The organism is Thermotoga sp. RQ7 (assembly GCF_000832145.1).
Classification (GTDB): Bacteria; Thermotogota; Thermotogae; order Thermotogales; family Thermotogaceae; genus Thermotoga; species Thermotoga neapolitana.
This window is the reverse complement of sequence record NZ_CP007633.1, coordinates 57189-77031: the sequence shown is the minus strand read 5'-3', so window position 1 is coordinate 77031 and position 19843 is coordinate 57189. Positions and strand designations below refer to the sequence as shown.

Below are 19843 nucleotides of genomic sequence, written 5' to 3'. Positions count from 1 at the left end.
ATGGAAGCAACGATCATGGTAATTGACGAATCAAAGATCACATTTCTGGCTGTGAAAAACGCCCTCGAAAAGGAAGGATACAGGGTTCTGTGGGCAAGAGACAGACAGGAAGCCATCTCAACCCTTCGTAGAGAACATGTGGATCTTGTCTTTGTGGACATCTTCGAGGGTGAAGAGAGTCTCAACCTGATAAGAGAGATACGTGAGAGTTTTCCCGATACAAAAGTGGCCGTTCTGAGTGCCTATGTCGACAAAGACCTTGTTATCAATTCGGTGAAAGCGGGAGCGATCGACTACATCCTGAAACCCTTCAAGCAGGATTACCTTCTTGGCAGGGTGAAGAAGATACTGTCTTCTCCTGAAACATCAAGGGTGTCTGTTTCTGTCAGAAAGAACATCGAAGATATGGAGATAACTTTGAAGTTCGAAGAGATCGTGAGAAAAGAGATAAAGCGCTGCAGCAGAGCCGGAGGACATTTCTGTGTCATGTACGTTAGATTCAACGGTGTGATGAGGAATTACGAGGCAATCAAAAAGTTCTTCAGAGAGACGGATTACATTCTGCCGATTTCTGCCAGCGAATACGTCTTCGTTCTAACACTTACGGGAAAGCATGGGATCACTGCTGTTACAGGAAGGATGAAGGAAAAACTTTCACAGAGTTTCGAATACGTCTACGTGTGTTATCCAGATGATGGAAAGACCTACGAAGAGTTCATCCTCTCGCTGAAGAACAGACTGGCAGAGCTAGGGGGGAAGTGAGTTGAAGCTGGTGGAATCCGTTCCAAACTTCAGCGAAGGAAGAAGGAAAGAAGTGGTTGAAAAGATCGTAGCCGAGGCCAAAAAATACGACAGGGTCTGGGTTCTCGACTGGTCCATGGACGCAGATCACAACAGATCGGTTGTGACCCTTGTGGGAGAACCTGAAAACCTCATAAATGCCCTCTTTGACATGACCAAGAAAGCGGTGGAATTGATCGATCTTAGAAACCACACAGGGCAGCATCCGAGAATGGGAGCAGCAGACGTCATTCCTCTTGTTCCTCTCTACAACGTGACGATGGACGAGTGTGTCCAGTATTCGAAAATCCTGGGAAAAAGGATTGGCGAAGAACTAGGTGTGCCGGTTTATCTCTACGAGAAATCCGCCACACACCCTGAAAGGGAAAATCTCGCAAACATCAGGCGAGGTGAGTTCGAAGGGTTCTTCGAAAAGATAAAGGATCCCATGTGGAAGCCTGACTTTGGGCCCGATCGTGTTCATCCTTCCGCCGGAGTGACGGCAGTCGGTGCCAGAGAATTTCTCATAGCCTTCAACGTGAACCTTGGAACAGGGGATGTGAGGATAGCGGAAAAGATAGCGAGGGCGATCAGGTTTTCGAGTGGTGGTCTCAGGTACGTCAAGGCAATAGGCATCGAGTTGAAGGAAAAGGGAATCGTACAGGTATCGATCAACATCACCAATCACAAAAAAACACCCCTGTATCGCGTCTTTGAGATGATAAAGATGGAGGCCGAACGCTACGGTGTTCCCGTTTTGAGCTCTGAAATAGTGGGGCTCTTTCCACTGGATTCCCTGATACAGACGGTTTCGTATTATCTGAGAACGAACCTCAACAGTAAAAAGGTCATAGAATCGAATTTGCTCGACATACTGGTCAAGGAAGCCGGGAAATGAGGATAAGAATCGTTGTGGGTGGAAAGCTGGATAATTTCATAAAGATGGGGGTGGACCATTACAAAAAATTTCTCAGGAGGTTTTGCAAAACCGAGATCATCGAGTTGAAACGCACCCATGGAGGAAGCGTCGAAGAAATTGTAAAAAGAGAGACAGAGGAACTGAAAAAGAGGGTCTTACCCGGCAGTTTGATGGTGGTTATGGACAGAAGGGGTGAGAACCTCTCTTCAGAGGAATTTGCCGGGTTCCTCAAAGAGGTGGAGATGAAGGGAAAAGATATCACGTTCCTGATCGGTGGGCCTTATGGACTGAGTGAGGAGATACTCTCCGAGGCCCACCGTGTTTTTTCTCTGTCCAGGATGACCTTCACCCACGGGATGAGCGTTCTCATAGTTTTGGAGCAGGTGTTCAGGGCGTTTAAAATAATACGTGGAGAAAATTACCATTACTGATGGAGGTGGAACGGAAGTGGAAGATCCTGTCAGTAGCATGTTGACACTCGGTCTTGAAGGTTTGCTGCTTGTTGTCTTGATCTATCTTTCTAACTTCTTTTCCTCTTCAGAAACCGCCCTGACCCTGATGAGCAAGGTGAAGATCAAGGAATTTCTGGAAAAGAAAGAGGAAGAATCAGAAAGGGAAAGTTACATCCATCTCTTCAACAAGTACCTCACGACGATCCTGATAAGCAACAACCTCGTCAATTTATTTGCCTCATCCATCTCCACTCTGATCTTCCTGAATCTTCTCAGAGGAGTGAGCGAAGAACTTGTGGCAGTGGTTTCCACCCTCTTCATTACCGCCGTTCTTCTCATATTCGGAGAAATCACCCCAAAAGTTATGGCAAGGGCCGAGCCAGACCGTATCTTCCAGAGATCGATAGGTGTGGTCAGGTTTCTCACCAGGGTTTTCGATCCTGTCGGAAGACTTCTGGTGAAGATCTCCGACGGTATCATCGCTTTGAGGCATGGAAAGAAAATATCCGAAGATCTGTTCATCACCGAGGAAGACATCGTCTCCATCGTTCAGGTTGGAGGCGAAATGGGAGTCATAGAGCAGGAAGAGGAAAGAATAGTGAAACGTGCCTTCGAAATGAAACAGATAGCCGTCAAGGAGATAATGACGCCCCGCGTTGACATCGTAGCGATAGAGGAGAACCAGACGGTGAGGGATCTCATTGAACTGATAGAAGATGAAGGCTATTCCAGGATTCCTGTCTACAGGGAGACCATAGACAACATCGTGGGGGTCTGTTACGCCAAAGACGTCCTTTCAATTCTGGCGGAGAAGGATTGTGAAGAGGTAAAGAACATGAAGGTGAAGGACATAATGAGAGACGCCCTCTACGTGCCGGAGACCATGAACATAGATGAACTCCTGAAAATCCTCAAGTCGAAAAAGATCCATATAGCTATAGTTGTGGACGAGTACGGTGGAACGGCCGGGATTGTGACCCTCGAAGACATAATAGAGGAACTCTTCGGTGATATCATGGACGAATACGACTACGACGAAGTGTCCGGTATAAAGAAAATCGGGGAGAAGACTTACATTGTCGATGGTAGTACTCCCATAAACGATCTGGAGATAGAGTTGAGAATCCAGTTTCCGCAGACAGAGTACGAAACGATAGCAGGATACCTTCTGGAACACTTCAAGAGGATACCGAACGTTGGTGAGGAGGCTGTCATCGGTAACCTGTACTTCAAAGTGCTGGCAGTCGGTAAAAACAGGATAGAGAAGATCATGATAAAAGTCCTGGAGGGGGGAAGAGATGAAACCGGAGAAACTGGTGGAAATGGCTCTGGAGGTTCGGGAAAAGGCTTACGCTAGATACTCTGGATTCAGAGTAGGGGCTGCTCTTCTCACAAAGAGCGGAAAGGTGTTCACGGGAGTGAACGTGGAGAACGCTTCCTACGGCCTCACCGTGTGTGCAGAAAGGGTGGCCGTGTTCAAAGCGGTTTCTGAAGGAGAAAGAGAATTTGTTGCGATCGCAATAGCTTCGGATTCCCCTGAAAAAACTGTTCCCTGTGGTGCCTGCAGGCAGGTGCTCTACGAATTCTCTGAGGACATGGATGTGATCATGGCAAACAGAGACGGAGATTACGAGGTGGCGAGGTTGAAAGATCTTCTACCAAGAGGTTTCAGACTGGGAGGTGATGAACATTAAGTCGGGTTTTGTTGCGCTGGCTGGGAAGCCGAACGTTGGAAAGTCCACTTTCATAAACACTGTTCTGGGTAGAAAGGTTGTGATCGTCTCCGATAAACCCCAGACCACCAGAAACAGGATAAACTGTATCTACACCGACAAAGACGCACAGATCGTATTCGTGGACACCCCGGGCATACACAAACCACTTCATCGTCTGGGAGAATACATGGTGAGGGCTGCCGTTCAGGCTCTGAAGGGAGTTGATATTGTCCTCTTCATGCTGGATGCCGCCGATGGTTTCACCAAAACAGATGAACAGGTCGCAAAGATCGTGAACGAATCCAGAACAAAAACCATCATCGCCGTGAACAAGATAGATGTAGCAGGAGAAGAAAAAGCAAAGTCGGTAGGAGAACTCGCGAAAAGTATGGTTGAAAACGCTGTTTCTGTTCATTACATATCTGCCCTGAAAGGAATCGGTGTTTTCGAGTTGCTTGACAGGATAAAGGAAGAACTTCCAGAAGGTCCGCAGTACTATCCTGAGGACATGATCACGGATCGCCCACTCTCTTTCATGGCGGCTGAAATCATAAGGGAGAAGATCTTCCACCTGACTCGTCAAGAGGTACCGCATTCCACCGCCGTTGTCATCGAGGAGATAAAAGACCGACCGAACGGCGTCCTTTACATACGGGCCAACATATACGTAGAACGTGATTCACAGAAGGGGATATTGATAGGGAAAAACGGAAGCATGATAAAGAAAATAGGAACCCTTGCACGTGAAGAGATAGAATTCCTTGTTGGAAGGAAAGTGTTTCTCGATCTCAATGTCAAGGTGAAAGAAAAGTGGAGGGAAAAAGACTTCATAATCCTTCAGGAGATCGGCCTGAAACACGATATAGAATGAGGTGATGTTCGGTGAAGTGTCCAGGATGCGGTGCCAACATACAGTTCGAAGATCCAAAGAAACCGGGATACATTCCAAGAGAAGCTTTTGAAAAAAGGCTGGAGGAAGGGAAAGAAGTTCTGTGCCAGAGATGTTTTCGAATAAAGCACTATGGAAAACTGGAACCTATAGAGTACGATTGGGATTTCAGGAATCAGTTGAAATCTTATCTTGGTGGTTTCGAGGTGGTTCTGTGGGTGATCGACATCTTCGATTTTGAGGGCACGTACAGAGAAGACATAGCAAACCTGCTGGAAGGAAAGGACGTTGTGTATGTGATCAACAAGCTCGACCTTCTTCCCAGGGCAGTTACCGTCAAGGAAGTGAAAGAATGGGTGAAAAAGAGAATAAAGGCGAAAGACCCCGAAAGAATAAGAATAGTGAGTGCCGAGAAGAATTACGGTCTGAAGTCCCTGGTAAAACTGCTTGCACGATTGACCGATAAAGCACTGGTGATAGGGGTGACAAACGTTGGAAAATCCTCCCTTTTAAACAGGATATGCACTCACGAAAATACCATCAGTTCGTTTCCAGGAACGACCCTTGGAATACTGAGGAGGAAGGTAAAAGGTGAAAATCTCTACCTTTACGACACTCCCGGTATTATGACGAAAGACAGAATCCTTGATCTTCTGGATCCGGAATGTCAGAAGACGATCCTTCCGAAAGAAGAGCTCTCCAGAAAAACCTTCAAACCAGAGAGGAACAGAACGATCTTCATGGGAGGATTGTGCCGTTTCGACGTAGATTACGAAACGGAGAAAAGCCCCATATTCTTACTCTTTTCCTCCAGAGAGGTTACCTTTCATGAGACAAGGAGAGAAAGAGCAGACGAGTTGATGAAAAACAGACTGGGAGATCTTCTAAAACCACCCTGTTCGAAAGCGAGGTACGAAGATTTCACGTGGAAAAAGGAAAAGTTCGTTCTGAACGAAGGAGAAGAACTGGCGGTGGCAGGACTGGGATGGATGAGCGTCAGAAGAGGACCATTGACGGTCGAAGTTACCGTCCCGGAAAATGTGAAACTCGTTGTGAGAGAAGCCCTGGTGAACCCCAACCGTTAGGCAACGGGAATGCCTCTTTTCTTTGCCAGATCCTCCAGTACTTTTCTTTCTTCTCTCGAAAGGTTCTTTGGAATTTCAACGTGTACGTTGACGAGGAGATCGCCCCTTCTACCGTACTCACCCGGCAGTCCTTTCCCTTTCAGACGGAAGACCGTCTCGGGCTGTGTGCCAGGTGGTATCTTCAGCATGGTTGTGCCACCTTCTGGAAGAGGGATCTCGACGGTTGTTCCCAGTATCGCCTGGAGGTAATCTATCGTGATATCGTATATCAGATCTTTTCCAGATCTCTTGAACCTGCTATCCGATCTCACTCGAACGGTGATTATCAGATCACCGTAGGGTCCACCGTAATAACCCGCGTTACCGCCGCCGGGTATTCTCAAATGCCCTCCGTCTTCGATGTTTGGAGGTATTTTTATCGTTCTTCGCACTCTTCTGAGAACTCTTCCACTTCCTCCGCACTCGTGACACAACTCTTGAGGAACTCTTCCTGTTCCGCCGCATTCGTCACAGGTTCTTTCACTGACGAAGTATCCAAAGAACGACCTTTTTTCCTCTCTGATCCTTCCCGTTCCACCACAGCGTGGACAACTGATGTATCCCGAATCTGGTTCCACACCGGTTCCTCCGCATCTTGGACACGTTTCGTACCTTTCGTATTCGATGGGAATCTCCGTACCGTTGATCAGGTCAGAAAGGTTCACTTCTATGGTGTAGCGTATGTCCTCTCCCCTTCGAGCGTATTCCCTTCTCTCCCTTCGTCCAGACTCTTCACCGAAGAACACGTCGAATATATCCCTGTTGAAGATGTTTTCGAACTCTCTGAAAACGTCTTCGAAAAAACTGCCACCGGTTTCTGCTTCTTGATAGACGGGTTGTTCCCCAACGTATCCAAAACGATCGTACATGGCCCTCTTCTGAGGATCGCTGAGGACCTCATAGGCTTCCTGAATCTCTTTGAAGCGCTGCTCGGCTTCTTTTCTGTTTTCTGGATGTCTATCTGGATGCCATTCCTTTACCAGCCTTTTGTACGCTTTTCTTATCTCTTCCTGCGTGGCATTTCTCGGAACACCGAGGATTTCGTAGTAATCCTTTTTTTCTCTTTTCATGGAGAATCACTCCTTTTTATCGGGAGATTCCTCATCTTTCTTTCTTGGTCTCACGGCCACCTTCACCTTCGCTGGCTTCAGTACTTTCCCGTGGAATTTGTAGCCACTTTCCAGTACTTCGAGTACAGTGTATTCCTCCACGTCGTCCGTTTCGACTCTCTCAACCGCCTCATGTTCGAACGGATCAAAAGTCTCTCCCACCTGGATCTTAGAGAGACCTTCCTTTTCCAGTGTGTTTAGAAGCTTTTTGTATATCAACTTCACACCCTTGTAAAAGGATTCCTCATGATCCTTCTGGTTCAAGGCCCTTTCGAAATCGTCGAGTATGGGAATCAGTCTTGAGATGAGGTATTCGTTTGCGTTCTTTATGAGTTCTCTTTTTTCCCTGGCGACCTCCTCACGGTAATTTTCGTATTCGGCCTTGAGTCTTTTGGCGTATTCTTCGAGTTCCCTGTATTTTTCCTTCAATTCCTCACATTCCTGAGAGAGATCCTTCTTTTCTTTTTCAGACATTCTATCACCTCCTGGCGGCCGATGTGAAGTACTCCGAAAGTCTGTTGAGTACGTAGTTGAAAACCCTGTGGTTTCTGTCGTACCTGGTGATTTTTGAGGTGAAAAGATGAACACTTCCAATCGGCGATGATCCTTTGTAGTATCTACCGGAAAAAACGGCGAATCTTTCCAGTTTTTTACTCCCGATCTCTTTTCCGATCTTCACTGTGACGTCTTTGTCGTTTTCTATGAGACTCTCCAGGAAACGATGGTCCCTTATCTCTTCCAGAAGGTGCTTTATATCTTCCAGAGAGAGTGTGTCATCCTTCAGGAGATTTTCAAAACCAACGTCTATGTACCTTTCCAGTTTTTCGTTCATCACGGATTCTATAAGTTTGAGAATACCGCTTCCTCTAAGAGTTTCCACCTTTCCTGTTAGCACGTCTTCAACTGTTCTTCCCCTCAAAAGGAAGTTCAGCTGTCTTTCTATTTCCTCCCAATTCAAATCCTCATGGATTCTGATGGGAGTGATCTTCGAAATGCCGAATTCTGTCAGTATTGAGAAAATCAGGTAATCCTCGGATACCGGTATGAGCATCACCCTGAGTATTTTCAAATCTCTGGGATTTGGTCTTTCTATGAGGACGTACCCTTCAGCCAGCCGGGCAAGAAGATTTCCAGCCAGAAGCAGGACCTTTTCTGGATCTGCGAGCGGAATGGACCTGAAGGTGTCCACCTCCAGGTTCAGTTCTTCGGTTTCTTTGGAGAGCTTTACCATTTCTTCGTAGTAGAATCTGAGTCCCTTGTCCGTTGGGACCCGGCCAGCCGAGGTATGGGGCTGGTATATGTAACCAAGGTATTCCAGTTTCTTCATATCGTTTCTTATGGTGGCACTGCTAAAATTTATATTGCTCACTTCGAGAACCCTCTGTGAGCTGACGGGTTTTTTGTTTTCTATGTACTCTTTCACAATGCAGTAAAGTACCTTTCTCTGGCGATCGTTCAGGTTTCTCTGGTGTTCACCCTTATTTGAGAGCCTTCTCATTTTAGCACTCCTTTCTTTTGAGTGCTAATAATAGTTTAGCATACATCTTGAAAGAATTCAAGGTCAGAAGAGGAAACGAAGGACTTGATTTACGAATGGAAAATTGCTACCATATTATACAGGGGCCGAGGTGGCGGAATGGCAGACGCGGCTGACTCAAAATCAGCTGGGGGATGACCCCGTGCGGGTTCAAGTCCCGCCCTCGGCACCAGGAGGGGCTCTGGGAGCCCCATTTGTTTTTAATGAAGGAGGCTGATCGATGACCAGGGTCGTAAAAGTGGATCCTCTTTTTCCCGATGAAAGATCCCTGAGAGAAGCTGCCGATCTTCTGAAAAAAGGAGAGGTTGTTGTCTTTCCGACAGAGACGGTCTACGGAATAGGTGCGGATGCTTACAACGAGGAAGCGTGCAGAAAGATATTCGAAATCAAAGGAAGACCCGCAGACAACCCCCTGATAGTCCACATATGTTCGTTTTCTCAACTCGAAGAGGTGGCAGATGGGTATGAGTCTTTCAGGGACTTTCTGGAGAGATTCTGGCCTGGTCCTTTAACGGTCATACTCCCAAAGAAATCCCAGCGAATTTCCGATGTGGTCACTGCGGGACTTCCCACGGTGGCTGTGAGAATGCCGGCTCACCCGGTGGCCCTGAAACTGATAGAAATGCTGGAAGATCCCATAGCCGCTCCGAGTGCGAACCTGTCTGGAAGACCCAGCGCGACGAGCGTGGAACACGTTGTGGAGGACTTCATGGGACGGGTGAGCCTGATACTGGACGCAGGGAACACACCGTTTGGTCTGGAATCCACCATAATAGACCTGTCAAGGGAAAAGCCTGTCCTTTTGAGGCCAGGCCCTGTAGAGGTTGAAAAATTGAAAGAGTTCTTCCCCGATCTTGTTGTACCTGATTTCGTCAAAAAGGGTGAGTTCAGAGGAAAACCGCTGGCACCGGGCATGAAATACCGTCACTACGCTCCCTCAAAGCCGTTGATACTCGTGGAAAACCTCGAGAAGATGAAGGACGTTTTGAGAGAGTTTCCCAATCACGTTGTGATATGTGTCGAAGAAAGGAAGGAGTTGTACAGAGACAGAATCGTCATAGGTTCTTTGAAAAATCCCTACAGCATAGCACAAAATCTGTTTGCAGCACTCAGAGAAGCGGAAAAGAGAGAAAAAGAGTATATAATTGTTGAGGGGCTGGAGGAAAGGGGCATACTCTTTGCGGTGATGAATCGATTGAGAAAGGCTGCCTCCAGGATCGTGAGGTGAACGATCTAGATGGATAAAACCCAGGAACGAACCGATAAGTTGCTCTTGCTTCTTTCTATTTTGATAATGGAGTTTTCCAACGTAAAGGAAGAGAGGGATGTCCTTCTCAGTTTGTTGAACCTTGTGAAGAAGGTCGTCGATGTGAACGATCTGGTTCTGATCGACGAAAACAAGCGGGTTGTGCTGGGAAGAGAACTCGATGTTTCAAGATTCGAGGAGTTCATAGAATGGGCTACGAAACAGGCATCCCCGGCTTTTGTGGAAGAAGCAGGAGGATACGTCGGAATCATACCCCTGGTCAAACTCGGAAGGTCCTTCGGGAGTCTGATTGTCTTCATGGATCATCAGCCTTCGATGGAAGAGACGGAGATCTTCAGAATTTTTTCGTTTCTTTCTTCCATCGTACTGGAAAACGTCAGGCTCTACAGAGAACTTGAAGAAACTTATGATTACGTGAACACCATCCTCAACAACCTTCCGGAAGGTATCTTCGTTTATTCAAACGGAGAAATACGTTTTCAGAACGAGAGATTCGCAAGGGAAAATTTCCCGGAAGAAGTTATGAAGAAGGCGATGGAAATTTCAGAAGAGGCGATCTCGCTTGGGGTTCAGAGAACTGGAGAGATCGAATCTGAGGATAAGTTCTTTTCCATCACTTCCATTCCTTTGCTCTACAACGGTGAAACACAGGCTCTGACGATCGTGGAAAACATCACGGCATCGAAGGAACTGGAAAGGCTAAAACGCATAGACAGGATGAAGACAGAGTTCGTTGCGAACATATCCCATGAGCTCAGAACTCCTTTAACTGCCATAAAAGCCTACACGGAGACCATGTATAACAGTCTGGAGGAACTCGACACGGATACCCTGAAGGAATTCTTGGAAGTTGTACTCGATCAGAGTAATCACCTTGAAAATCTCCTCAACGAACTGCTAGATTTCTCCAGACTCGAAAGAAAAGCACTGCAGATAAAAAAGGAAAAAACCAACATTTGTGAGTTGTTGGAAAGTGCCGTCGGTGCCATCAAGGAGTTCGCAGCTTCTCAGGGTGTAAAAGTCTTTCTGGAAAAGAAGGTTCCCTGTTTCGAGGCGGAAGTCGATCCAACGAGGATGAAACAGGTTCTTTTGAACCTTCTGAGCAACGGCGTGAAGTACTCGAAGAAGGATGAACCAGAAAAATACGTGAAGGTGGTTCTGGACAAAGATGAAAATGGAATCCTCATCGTTGTGGAAGACAACGGTATAGGGATACCGGAACACGCCAGAGAAAAGATCTTCGAACAGTTCTACAGAGTCGACTCTTCCTTAACTTACGAAGTTTCTGGAACGGGTCTGGGACTTGCCATCACAAAGGAGATCGTGGAACTCCACGGCGGAAGAATATGGGTTGAGAGTGAGGAGGGGAAGGGATCCAGGTTTTTCGTGTGGATCCCGTATGATCATGGCACTGAAGATAATCGATAAGATACTCGAGGGTATCGACAAACTTCCATCTCCAAACATTGTTGTTCAAAGGATAGTGGCAGTGTGTTCAAAACCAGATGCTTCTTCCTCGGAAGTTGCCAGCACCCTCATGATGGATGCGAGTCTCAGTGCCAGGGTCTTGAAGCTTGCAAATTCTGCTTATTACGGGATTCCCCGGAAAATAACAACCCTGAGTGAAGCAGTCATGATACTGGGATTCAAGACCGTCAGGAACCTCGCTTTGAGCGTTTTCACCTACGATATGATCTTCAAGAACGGATCTTCCAGCATCGACAGAGAAAAACTCTGGGCGCATTTCATAGCAACGGCTGTTGCCTCGGAGACCATTGCAGAAACAGTTGGTTATCCGCTGAAGGAAGAGATCTTCATAGCGGGCCTGCTTCACGACATAGGAAAAGTGGTTTACGACTTTCTTCTCTCCGACGTTCTGGAAATGGAGGTAAAAATCGCTCAGAAGTTGAAGAAGAACCTGATCGAAGTCGAAGAGGAACTGGAGGTGCCCCCTCACACCGAAGTTGGAGCAAAACTTCTGAAAAACTGGAATTTTCCGGATCTTCTCGTTTTCACCGCGGACTATCATCATCGAGTTGAAGCAAATCCGAACGAACTGTTCATCAATCAGGTGTCGATGGTCCATGTTGGAGATGTCCTGGCGAATCTCATGATGAAAGGTGCGTCCCTCTCGTGGGGCGATCCTGTTCTTTCTCCTTTTGCTCTGAACACTCTCAGGCTGAAGCCACGTGTTGTTTTAAGAGTTTTTGAGAGAACCAGAGAAAAATACGAGAAGGCAAAGGAGTTTCTGAGCCTGGATTAGGAGGTGAAAAGAATGCATCCTCTCTATAGAAAGGCGATGCTGGAATCGGAGATACAAAAACTTCTGACCGAGGCACTTCAACAGTTGAGGGACCCGCGTTTGAAGAAAGAATTTGTGACCTTCTCTCGCGTCGAACTTTCAAAAGACAAGAGATACGCTGACGTCTATGTGAGTTTTCTGGGAAGCCCTGAGGAGCGAAGGGAAGCAGTGGAGATACTGAACAGGGCAAAGGGATTCTTCAGAACCTATGTGGCAAAGAATCTGAAACTCTACGTTGCTCCAGAGATTCGCTTCTACGAAGACAAGGGAATAGAAGCGAGCGTCAGGGTACATCAGCTGCTGAATCAACTGGGATTCGATCCGTTTAAACGCGAAGAAGAGGAAGGTGAAGACAAAGAATGAAACACGGAATCCTTGTAGCGTACAAACCAAAAGGTCCAACCTCACACGATGTGGTGGATGAGGTACGGAAGAAACTGAAAACACGTAAAGTGGGACACGGTGGAACCCTGGATCCTTTTGCCTGCGGTGTGCTCATTCTAGGGGTGAACCAGGGAACGCGTCTTCTTGAGTTCTACAAGAACCTGAACAAGGTCTACTGGGTGAAGATGAAACTCGGATTGATTACAGAGACCTTCGACATAACTGGAGAAGTCGTTGAGGAAAGAGAATGCAACGTCACGGAAGAGGAGATAAAAGAGGCCATCTTTTCTTTCGTTGGAGAGTACGATCAGGTGCCGCCGGCTTACTCTGCAAAGAAATACAGGGGTGAGCGGCTCTACAAACTGGCAAGAGAGGGTAAAATCATAAGACTTCCTCCAAAGAGGGTGAAGATCTTCAAAATCTGGGATGTAGTGATAGAGGGAAAGACCGTCTCTTTCAGGGTGGAAGTCTCACCCGGAACCTATGTGAGGTCTCTCTGCATGGACATCGGATACAGGCTGGGTTGTGGAGCGACCGCTGTGGAGCTTGTGAGAGAGAGCGTGGGGCCGCACACCCTCGAAGAAAGTCTCAACGTCTTCGAAGCATCGCCGGAGGAAATAGAAAACAGAGTGATACCGATGGAGAGGTGCCTGGAGTGGCTCCCGCGCGTGGTGATATTTCAGGATTTTTCCGAAAGGATCCTCAACGGATCTCAGGTGTTTCTGGAGATGCTGAAAGAATGGGATGAGTTCAGGAAGGAAGACACGGTGAGAGTTTTCGATGAAGAAGGAAACCTTCTTGCACTTGCGGAGGCAGAAAGAAACGCTTCTTTTCTTCGTACATTGAAAAGACAGGGCAGGAACGAACGTGTTTTGAAATTGAAGAAGGTTTTCAACATGAGGTGAAAGAATGGTTGTCAGCATCGGTGTTTTCGACGGAGTACACATCGGGCATCGCAGGGTTCTTGAGAAACTCAGGGAAGTGGCCTCTTCAAAGAAGATGCCCGCTCTTGTGTTCACCATTTCTCATCCCCCTGAATATCTCTCACCCGATTTTCCAGGACTTTTGTTGTCTGTAGAAGAGAGAGTGGCGATTCTTTCAAGATTTTCGGAAGTGGTCGTACTGGATTTTTTTCAGATCAAAGACCTGTCGCCGAAAGAATTTGTCGAAAAGTATTTGCCAGGTGTCTTCGGAGTGGTCGTTGGAAGGGACTTCAGGTTCGGAAAGAACGCCGAAGGGGATACTTCTTTTTTGAGAAAAAACGGACTGGAAGTGTACGAAGTGCCCGACACAATCGTTAACGGAAAGAAAGTGAGCAGTTCTCTGATCAGAAAACTCGTCCAGGAGGGAAGGGTGGAAGAGATACCACCCTATCTTGGCAGGTACTATGAGATATCAGGGATTGTCTACAGAGACAGGCAGTTCGGAAGAAAACTTGGGTTTCCAACGGCCAACATCGACAGGGGAAGAGAAAAACTCGTGAATTTGAAAAACGGAGTATATCTTGTGAAAGTGAATTTGCCGAATCAGGAAGAGAAATTCGGTGTCATGAACGTGGGGTTCAGACCCACCGTGAGCGATTCCACGCACGTGAAGTACGAGGTCTACATACTGGATTTCGAGGGAGATCTGTACGGTGCCCACCTGAAGGTGGAGGTTCTGAAGTTCATAAGACCAGAAAAGAAGTTCAACTCAATTGAGGAGTTGAAAAATACGATCACTCAGGACGTCGAGACTGCAAAACGATTGATGGATGATATAATCAATTCGAAGTTATCCAGAAGGGGTGATGGTGAATGAAAAAGTTGACCTACACAGCCATGTGGCTGGCCGTTGGAGTTGCCCTCGCCTACCTTCTGCATCTGGTGAACCTTGGCAGGATGTTTCTGCCGCTTCATCTGGTCGCCATGCTCGCCGGAGCGGTTTCCGGTGCTTTTGTGGGAGGGATTGTTGGAGGGCTTCTTCCGGTTCTGTCTTTTCTGACCATGGGTATGCCACCCTTTCCGATGTTTCTGTTCATGATTCCTGAAGTCTTCGTGTACGGTTTCATTCTGGGGGTGATGGAGAAGAAAAATATATTCCTCAGACTCGCCGTTGCGGTTCTTCTTGGCAGACTGGTTTACTCGGTATCTTATTACGCTTTAGGAGCACTCATTGGAATAAAACTTCAGCCGCTCACCTCGATTCTTCTGAGCTTCACCACGGGGATTCCCGGTATTGTGCTTCAATTTGTTCTTGTTCCACTCGTCTATAGAAGACTTCAATTGATACTTGAGAAGGGAGGAAAGGAGAATGCCTGAGATCATCTACGCAGCAGCTCCAGGTGCTTCAAACGGCAGTGCCACAGCCCCGGCAAGCAGTGGCTGGGGAAGTCTCCTCTTCATGCTGATCTTCTTCATAGCGATCTTCTACTTTCTGATCATCCTTCCACAGAGAAGAAGAGAAAAGCAGTTTCAGCAGATGCTGAGTCAGCTGAAACGGGGAGACACAGTTGTCACGATAGGTGGTATCGTTGGAAAGGTCATCGATATCAAGAAAGACACCGTAAAGATCAAAACTGCCAACGCCACAGAACTTGAAATCACAAAAAGGGCCATATCCACCGTCATAAAGGAGAAGAATCAGGAGGGATAACCGATGAGGGGAGACAGGGTAAGGCTTGTGGTAGTGCTGATCGTACTGGTCGGTGCTCTACTGGCCCTCTTCTGGCCCAGTAAGGGAGGATGGACATCCAACATTCGCCTTGGACTGGATATAAAAGGTGGTGCGAGGATAGAGTATCTCGTTGAAGTGGAAGAGGGAACGGAGACCCCTTCCGATGTGGTCGACGACGTGTGGACGGTTCTGAGAAACAGGCTCGATGCGGCCGGCTACACTGAAGCGTCCGTGAAGAAAGTGTTCCGCGAGAACAGATCCTACATAGTCGTGGAAATACCCGGTGCAACCGATACCGTTCAGGCAGAAAAACTCATAGGTTCAACGGGTGTGCTCTATTTTGCCCAGGTGCTGGACGAATACGACGGTGAAGATCCTTACAAGGTACCAGAGCTCTCTCTTGAAGCTAAAAGAGAAAAGGCGACCTGGCTCAAAGGAAGAGACGGAAAATGGTACCTTGTGAAGAAGGAGATAATGGGAAGGAAAGACCTGGTTCTTGAAGCACCACGGATCGTCTACGCCAGGCCAGAGGTAGAAACGAGAGCGGGAAGATACGGTTACAAAGTTTCGTTTGAACTTGCCAAAGAATACGTGGACGAATTCAAAAAGATCACACAGGCCCTTTACGTTCCCGAAGGTACTTACGATCCAAAGAAAAGGCTTGCGATCGTTCTGGATGACGTTGTGCAGTTTGCAGGGCAGGTTGTTGCCATCATACCGGATGGAAAGGCCGAGATAACAGGAAACTTCTCCCTCGAAGAGGCAAAACAGCTTGCCGCCATTTTGAGAAGTGGTGCTTTACCTGCAAGACTTGTGAAGACCTCCTCTGGATGGGTGGCGCCGCTTCTTGGTCGTGACGTGATCGATGCTTCTCTGAAAGCAGGAATAATGGGACTTATCCTTGTCCTTGTGTACATGCTGGTTTATTACAGAACGATGGGGCTTGTTGCAGACCTTGCCCTCATCTACAACACGATACTTCTTCTTGGTGTGATGGCAGCCGGTAAGTTCATACTCACCCTTCCCGGTATAGCGGGTATCATCCTCACCATCGGAACGACGGTGGACGGGAATGTGATCATATACGAAAGAATAAAGGAAGAAATGAGATCAGGAAAACCCGTTAAGACATCCATAGCGGCAGGTTTCGACAGATCGCTTTCGACGATTCTGGATGCGAACATCACAACCATCCTCACCGGACTCATACTCTACTATTTCGGAACGGGAACCATCAAGGGGTTTGCCATCACGTTGATAATCGGTGTTCTCGGCAGTATCTTTGTGAACCTCGTGTTCAGCAGACTTCTCCTCGACAGCCTCGCTCCTCTCATAAAACCGCCCCGGGTTGAAGAAGCTCAGGGAGGGAGCAAACAATGAGAAGAGAGATCGATTTCATGGGAAAATCGAAGTTCTTCATAACGGTTTCACTGATACTGATAGTGGTTTCTCTCGTCTCGATATTCACAAAAGGCTTCAACTTCGGAGTGGAGTTCACAGGTGGCTCCGAAATCATCGTGCGCTTTGAAAACGTGGAGATCACAGAGTCCGATATAAGAAACGCGATCTCTCGGATCTCCGATGAATTCGCAACGGCCAGGATCGTTCAGGTGCGCTCCGCGGGAGATCCTGCAAGCGTTCTGAAGTATTCGATAGTCGTTCCCAAAACCTACGAACCAGATGAAAAGGAGAGAATTCAAAAAGAACTCGAAAGTCTTCTTCCGGGGAAGGTTGTTTCTTTCAACGAAATCAGTGGGACAGCAGCAGAGGAGATCAGGAGGGGTACATGGACAGCCATTTTGGTGGCGCTGGTGGTTCTCCTCATCTACATCACCATACGGTTCAGATTCGTGTTCGGTGTGGCAGCGATCGTTGCTCTCGTTCACGATGTTCTCATCACAATGGGCTTTTTCTCGCTCTTCGGGTACGAGATCAACGTGGCTGCCGTTGCAGCCTTTCTGACGCTGCTTGGCTATTCGTTGAACGACACCATCGTTCTTTCGGACAGGATCAGAGAGAACATGAGGAGATACCGTGGAAGGAATATGGCTAACATCGTGAACATGAGCATAAACCAGGTACTTGCCAGAACGATCAACACCTCTCTTACCACGTTCTTCGTCGTCTTCGTCTTGCTGCTGTTTGCGGGAAACGCCGTAAAACCTTTCGCCTTTGGAATGACGATAGGGACGGTGATAGGAACCTACTCTTCTCTGTACGTGGTCTCCCCCATCGTTGTGAAATGGTCAAAGTGAGAGGGGCGAAAGCCCCTCTTTTAAAATTCCACCCTGCTCATGTCTCCCAGAATGAGACTCAAAGTTGCAGGTCTTCTTGCAGAACTTCTGACCGAAACTCCCTTTCCCAGAATGGAGGAGTCTATCCTTTTTTCTATGCCCACTATAGAGCAACTGTCCATCACTATGCTGTTTTCGATCTCACAGCTTTCCAGGATCACGTTGTTTCCGATGGATGTGTAAGGTCCCACGTAAGTATCCTTTATGAGGCAGTTTTCACCTATGACCACGGGGCCTCTGATCAGTGAGTTAACAACCCTGGAATTTTTTCCGATCATCACTGCTCCCTGAATGGTGGTTTTGTCGTCCACCTCACCGAGGATCTCCTCGTTTGTTCCCATGAGGATTTTTCTGTTGGCCTCCAGCAGATCATCGGGTTTTCCCGTATCCTTCCACCAGCCGTAGATGATGTATCCTTTTACCTTCTCACCTTTTTCTATGAGATACTCTATGGCGTCGGTTATCTCAAGTTCACCCCTCCAGGAGGGTTTTATGTTCTCTATACCCTCGAAGATCCTGTTTCTGAAAAGGTACAGCCCCACGATGGCGAGGTTACTTGGAGGAACCTTTGGTTTTTCAACGACCTTTACGACCCTGTCTCCTTCCATCACGGCTACACCGAAACGGGTTGGGTCTTTAACCGGTGAGAGCAGGATGGAGGCAGCATAGTCTGACCTCTCGAAATCTTCAACGAACTTTCTGAGATCTTCGAGGATAAGGTTGTCTCCAAGGTACATCATGAAGTCTTCATCACCGAGGAAGTCCCTGGAGACCCAGACGGCGTGGGCAAGTCCTTTTGGTTCTTCCTGAACGATGTAGGTGATTTTCAGACCGAAGGGGTTGTCCCCCACAACCTTTCTGAATTCCTCCGCGTTGTAAGGACTCACGACGATTCCTACTTCTTCGATTCCAGCCCGTGCAATGTTTTCCAGACTGTAGAAAAGGATGGGCCTGTTTGCGATGGGTATGAGATGTTTTGCGGTGGTGAACGTCAGGGGCCTGAGTCTGGTACCTTTTCCCGCACAGAGCACAATCGCTTTTTTCACCATTACACCTCCTTTCTCAAAAATTATATCAATCGACCATGATAGAATAAGTAAGGAAAAACTATTGGGAGGTGAACGAACTTGAAAGTGATACTCCTGAAAGATGTTCCAAAGATCGGGAAAAAGGGTGAGATCAAGGAGGTTTCCGATGGGTACGCGAGGAACTACCTCATTCCCCGTGGCCTTGCCAGAGAGTACACCAAAGGTCTTGAAAAGGCAATAGAACATGAAAAGGAGATGGAAAGAAGAAAGAAAGAGCGTGAGAAGGAAGAAAGCGAAAGAATACTGAAAGAGCTCAAAAAGAGGACTCATGTCATCAAAGCAAAGGCAGGTGAAGCCGGGAAAATCTTCGGGGCCGTTACGGCAGCGACTCTTGCGGAAGAGATTTCAAAACTCACCGGTCTGAGCCTCGACAAAAAATGGTTCAAACTGGACAAACCCATAAAAGAAATCGGAAAGTACTCGGTGGAAGTAATTCTGCCTGGTGGTGTCAGGGACACAATAGAGATCAGGGTGGAGAGAGAGGAATGAACATAATAGGGTTTTCAAAGGCTCTTTTTTCCACCTGGATCTATTACTCTCCGGAGCGGATTCTCTTCGATGCGGGAGAGGGAGTTTCCACCACTCTTGGAAGTAAGGTTTACGCCTTCAAGTACGTCTTTCTCACACACGGTCACGTGGATCACATAGCAGGATTGTGGGGTGTTGTGAACATAAGAAACAACGGGATGGGTGACAGGGAAAAACCGCTCGATGTTTTTTACCCCAAAGGAAACAGAGCAGTTGAGGAGTACACCAGTTTCATAAAAAAGGCAAACCCCGAACTTCGATTCTCCTTCAACGTTCATCCCCTGGAGGAAGGAGATAGGGTGTTTCTCCGGGATGCAGGTGGTTTCAAACGGTACGTTCAGCCTTTCAGAACAAAACATGTGGCGACCGAGGTGAGTTTCGGGTATCACATCTTCGAGGTTAGAAGGAAACTGAAGGAGGAATTTCAGGGACTGGACAGCAAAGTGATCGCCAGACTGGTGAAGGAGAAGGGGCGGGACTTTGTAACCAGGGAGTATCACAAGAAAATCCTCACCATCAGCGGTGATTCTCTGGCGCTCGATCCAGAAGAGGTAGAGGGAACAGAGCTTCTGATCCACGAGTGCACCTTTCTCGATCCCCGTGACCGGAGGTACAAGAACCACGCTTCGATCGACGAGGTCATGGAAACGGTGAAGAAAGCGGGTGTGAAAAGGGTGATCCTTTACCACATTTCAACACGCTACATAAGAAGTATCAGGAGTGTCATAAAAAAGTACAGGGAGATGTTGCCTGACGTGGAAATCACCTATATGGATCCGAGGAGAGTGTTCGAAATGTGA

Annotated in this window: 23 protein-coding genes and 1 tRNA gene; 20 read left to right on the top strand and 4 right to left on the bottom strand. The window is 47.4% G+C overall.

Annotated elements, in window-relative coordinates:
- From TRQ7_RS00430 to yqeH, 7 genes are read left to right on the top strand one after another with little or no spacing between them, the layout of a single operon-like run.
- Positions 1 to 762 (top strand): response regulator, encoded by a 762-nt coding sequence (locus TRQ7_RS00430; RefSeq protein WP_015920147.1) that lies wholly within the window; start codon positions 1 to 3, stop codon positions 760 to 762.
- 1 nt (position 763) lies between these two features.
- Positions 764 to 1678, top strand: a complete 915-nt coding sequence (ftcD, locus tag TRQ7_RS00425; protein WP_041843745.1) for a glutamate formimidoyltransferase — start codon at positions 764 to 766, stop codon at positions 1676 to 1678.
- The gene (locus tag TRQ7_RS00420) at positions 1675 to 2130 is read left to right on the top strand and encodes a 23S rRNA (pseudouridine(1915)-N(3))-methyltransferase RlmH (protein ID WP_015920145.1); all 456 of its coding nucleotides are present in this window, start codon (positions 1675 to 1677) and stop codon (positions 2128 to 2130) included. Before ftcD ends, TRQ7_RS00420 begins: the two co-directional genes overlap by 4 nt.
- A 16-nt stretch (positions 2131 to 2146) precedes the next feature.
- On the top strand, positions 2147 to 3508 hold the full coding sequence (locus tag TRQ7_RS00415) for a hemolysin family protein (RefSeq protein ID WP_038068043.1): 1362 nt from the start codon (positions 2147 to 2149) through the stop codon (positions 3506 to 3508).
- Entirely contained in the window at positions 3450 to 3845 is a 396-nt protein-coding gene (gene cdd / locus TRQ7_RS00410; protein ID WP_038068041.1) for a cytidine deaminase, read from the top strand. Before TRQ7_RS00415 ends, cdd begins: the two co-directional genes overlap by 59 nt.
- Positions 3841 to 4737 carry a GTPase Era gene (gene era / locus TRQ7_RS00405; protein WP_174872581.1) on the top strand — a complete coding sequence of 299 codons (897 nt, stop codon included), beginning with the start codon at positions 3841 to 3843 and terminating at the stop codon, positions 4735 to 4737. Before cdd ends, era begins: the two co-directional genes overlap by 5 nt.
- An 11-nt stretch (positions 4738 to 4748) precedes the next feature.
- The gene (yqeH, locus tag TRQ7_RS00400; RefSeq protein ID WP_041843744.1) at positions 4749 to 5840 is read left to right on the top strand and encodes a ribosome biogenesis GTPase YqeH; all 1092 of its coding nucleotides are present in this window, start codon (positions 4749 to 4751) and stop codon (positions 5838 to 5840) included.
- Here yqeH and dnaJ read toward each other — a convergent pair.
- The 3 genes from dnaJ to hrcA are packed head-to-tail and all read right to left on the bottom strand — an operon-like array spanning position 5837 to position 8486.
- Positions 5837 to 6949 (bottom strand): molecular chaperone DnaJ, encoded by a 1113-nt coding sequence (gene dnaJ, locus TRQ7_RS00395; RefSeq protein ID WP_015920140.1) that lies wholly within the window; start codon positions 6947 to 6949, stop codon positions 5837 to 5839. The genes yqeH and dnaJ overlap by 4 nt on opposite strands.
- 6 nt (positions 6950 to 6955) lie before the next feature.
- On the bottom strand, positions 6956 to 7462 hold the full coding sequence (locus TRQ7_RS00390; protein WP_041843743.1) for a nucleotide exchange factor GrpE: 507 nt from the start codon (positions 7460 to 7462) through the stop codon (positions 6956 to 6958).
- A gap of 4 nt (positions 7463 to 7466) precedes the next feature.
- Positions 7467 to 8486, bottom strand: coding sequence for a heat-inducible transcriptional repressor HrcA (gene hrcA / locus TRQ7_RS00385; protein ID WP_041843742.1), 1020 nt, complete (start codon positions 8484 to 8486; stop codon positions 7467 to 7469).
- 124 nt (positions 8487 to 8610) lie between these two features.
- Between hrcA and TRQ7_RS00380 the strand changes: the two genes are divergently transcribed.
- The 11 genes from TRQ7_RS00380 (at position 8611) to secF (ending at position 17388) form a co-directional block, all read left to right on the top strand.
- A tRNA-Leu gene (locus tag TRQ7_RS00380) sits at positions 8611 to 8697 on the top strand.
- 48 nt (positions 8698 to 8745) lie between these two features.
- The gene (locus tag TRQ7_RS00375) at positions 8746 to 9753 is read left to right on the top strand and encodes an L-threonylcarbamoyladenylate synthase (RefSeq protein WP_041843741.1); all 1008 of its coding nucleotides are present in this window, start codon (positions 8746 to 8748) and stop codon (positions 9751 to 9753) included.
- Between the two features lie 39 nt (positions 9754 to 9792).
- On the top strand, positions 9793 to 11220 hold the full coding sequence (locus TRQ7_RS00370; RefSeq protein ID WP_236681722.1) for a GAF domain-containing sensor histidine kinase: 1428 nt from the start codon (positions 9793 to 9795) through the stop codon (positions 11218 to 11220).
- A complete protein-coding gene (locus TRQ7_RS00365) occupies positions 11198 to 12055 on the top strand; it encodes an HDOD domain-containing protein (protein WP_015920135.1) in 858 nt (285 codons plus the stop codon). Before TRQ7_RS00370 ends, TRQ7_RS00365 begins: the two co-directional genes overlap by 23 nt.
- Before the next feature lie 12 nt (positions 12056 to 12067).
- Positions 12068 to 12457 carry a 30S ribosome-binding factor RbfA gene (rbfA, locus tag TRQ7_RS00360; RefSeq protein ID WP_041437808.1) on the top strand — a complete coding sequence of 130 codons (390 nt, stop codon included), beginning with the start codon at positions 12068 to 12070 and terminating at the stop codon, positions 12455 to 12457.
- On the top strand, positions 12454 to 13383 hold the full coding sequence (truB, locus tag TRQ7_RS00355; protein ID WP_015920133.1) for a tRNA pseudouridine(55) synthase TruB: 930 nt from the start codon (positions 12454 to 12456) through the stop codon (positions 13381 to 13383). Before rbfA ends, truB begins: the two co-directional genes overlap by 4 nt.
- Before the next feature lie 4 nt (positions 13384 to 13387).
- Positions 13388 to 14278: a riboflavin biosynthesis protein RibF gene (gene ribF, locus TRQ7_RS00350; RefSeq protein WP_015920132.1), complete on the top strand. Its 891-nt coding sequence runs from the start codon at positions 13388 to 13390 to the stop codon at positions 14276 to 14278.
- On the top strand, positions 14275 to 14778 hold the full coding sequence (locus TRQ7_RS00345) for an ECF transporter S component (protein WP_038068022.1): 504 nt from the start codon (positions 14275 to 14277) through the stop codon (positions 14776 to 14778). The genes ribF and TRQ7_RS00345 overlap by 4 nt, the downstream gene beginning before the upstream one ends.
- The gene (yajC, locus tag TRQ7_RS00340) at positions 14771 to 15112 is read left to right on the top strand and encodes a preprotein translocase subunit YajC (protein ID WP_041437806.1); all 342 of its coding nucleotides are present in this window, start codon (positions 14771 to 14773) and stop codon (positions 15110 to 15112) included. Before TRQ7_RS00345 ends, yajC begins: the two co-directional genes overlap by 8 nt.
- A gap of 3 nt (positions 15113 to 15115) precedes the next feature.
- Positions 15116 to 16513 carry a protein translocase subunit SecD gene (gene secD, locus TRQ7_RS00335; RefSeq protein WP_041843739.1) on the top strand — a complete coding sequence of 466 codons (1398 nt, stop codon included), beginning with the start codon at positions 15116 to 15118 and terminating at the stop codon, positions 16511 to 16513.
- Complete coding sequence (secF, locus tag TRQ7_RS00330) at positions 16510 to 17388, top strand: protein translocase subunit SecF (protein WP_015920128.1); 879 nt, start codon at positions 16510 to 16512, stop codon at positions 17386 to 17388. Before secD ends, secF begins: the two co-directional genes overlap by 4 nt.
- 20 nt (positions 17389 to 17408) lie before the next feature.
- Here the strand turns inward: secF and TRQ7_RS00325 are convergent, their stop codons facing one another.
- Complete coding sequence (locus TRQ7_RS00325) at positions 17409 to 18473, bottom strand: glucose-1-phosphate thymidylyltransferase (RefSeq protein WP_038068019.1); 1065 nt, start codon at positions 18471 to 18473, stop codon at positions 17409 to 17411.
- Between the two features lie 81 nt (positions 18474 to 18554).
- Between TRQ7_RS00325 and rplI the strand changes: the two genes are divergently transcribed.
- A complete protein-coding gene (rplI, locus tag TRQ7_RS00320) occupies positions 18555 to 19004 on the top strand; it encodes a 50S ribosomal protein L9 (protein WP_015920126.1) in 450 nt (149 codons plus the stop codon).
- On the top strand, positions 19001 to 19843 hold the full coding sequence (gene rnz / locus TRQ7_RS00315; protein WP_015920125.1) for a ribonuclease Z: 843 nt from the start codon (positions 19001 to 19003) through the stop codon (positions 19841 to 19843). Before rplI ends, rnz begins: the two co-directional genes overlap by 4 nt.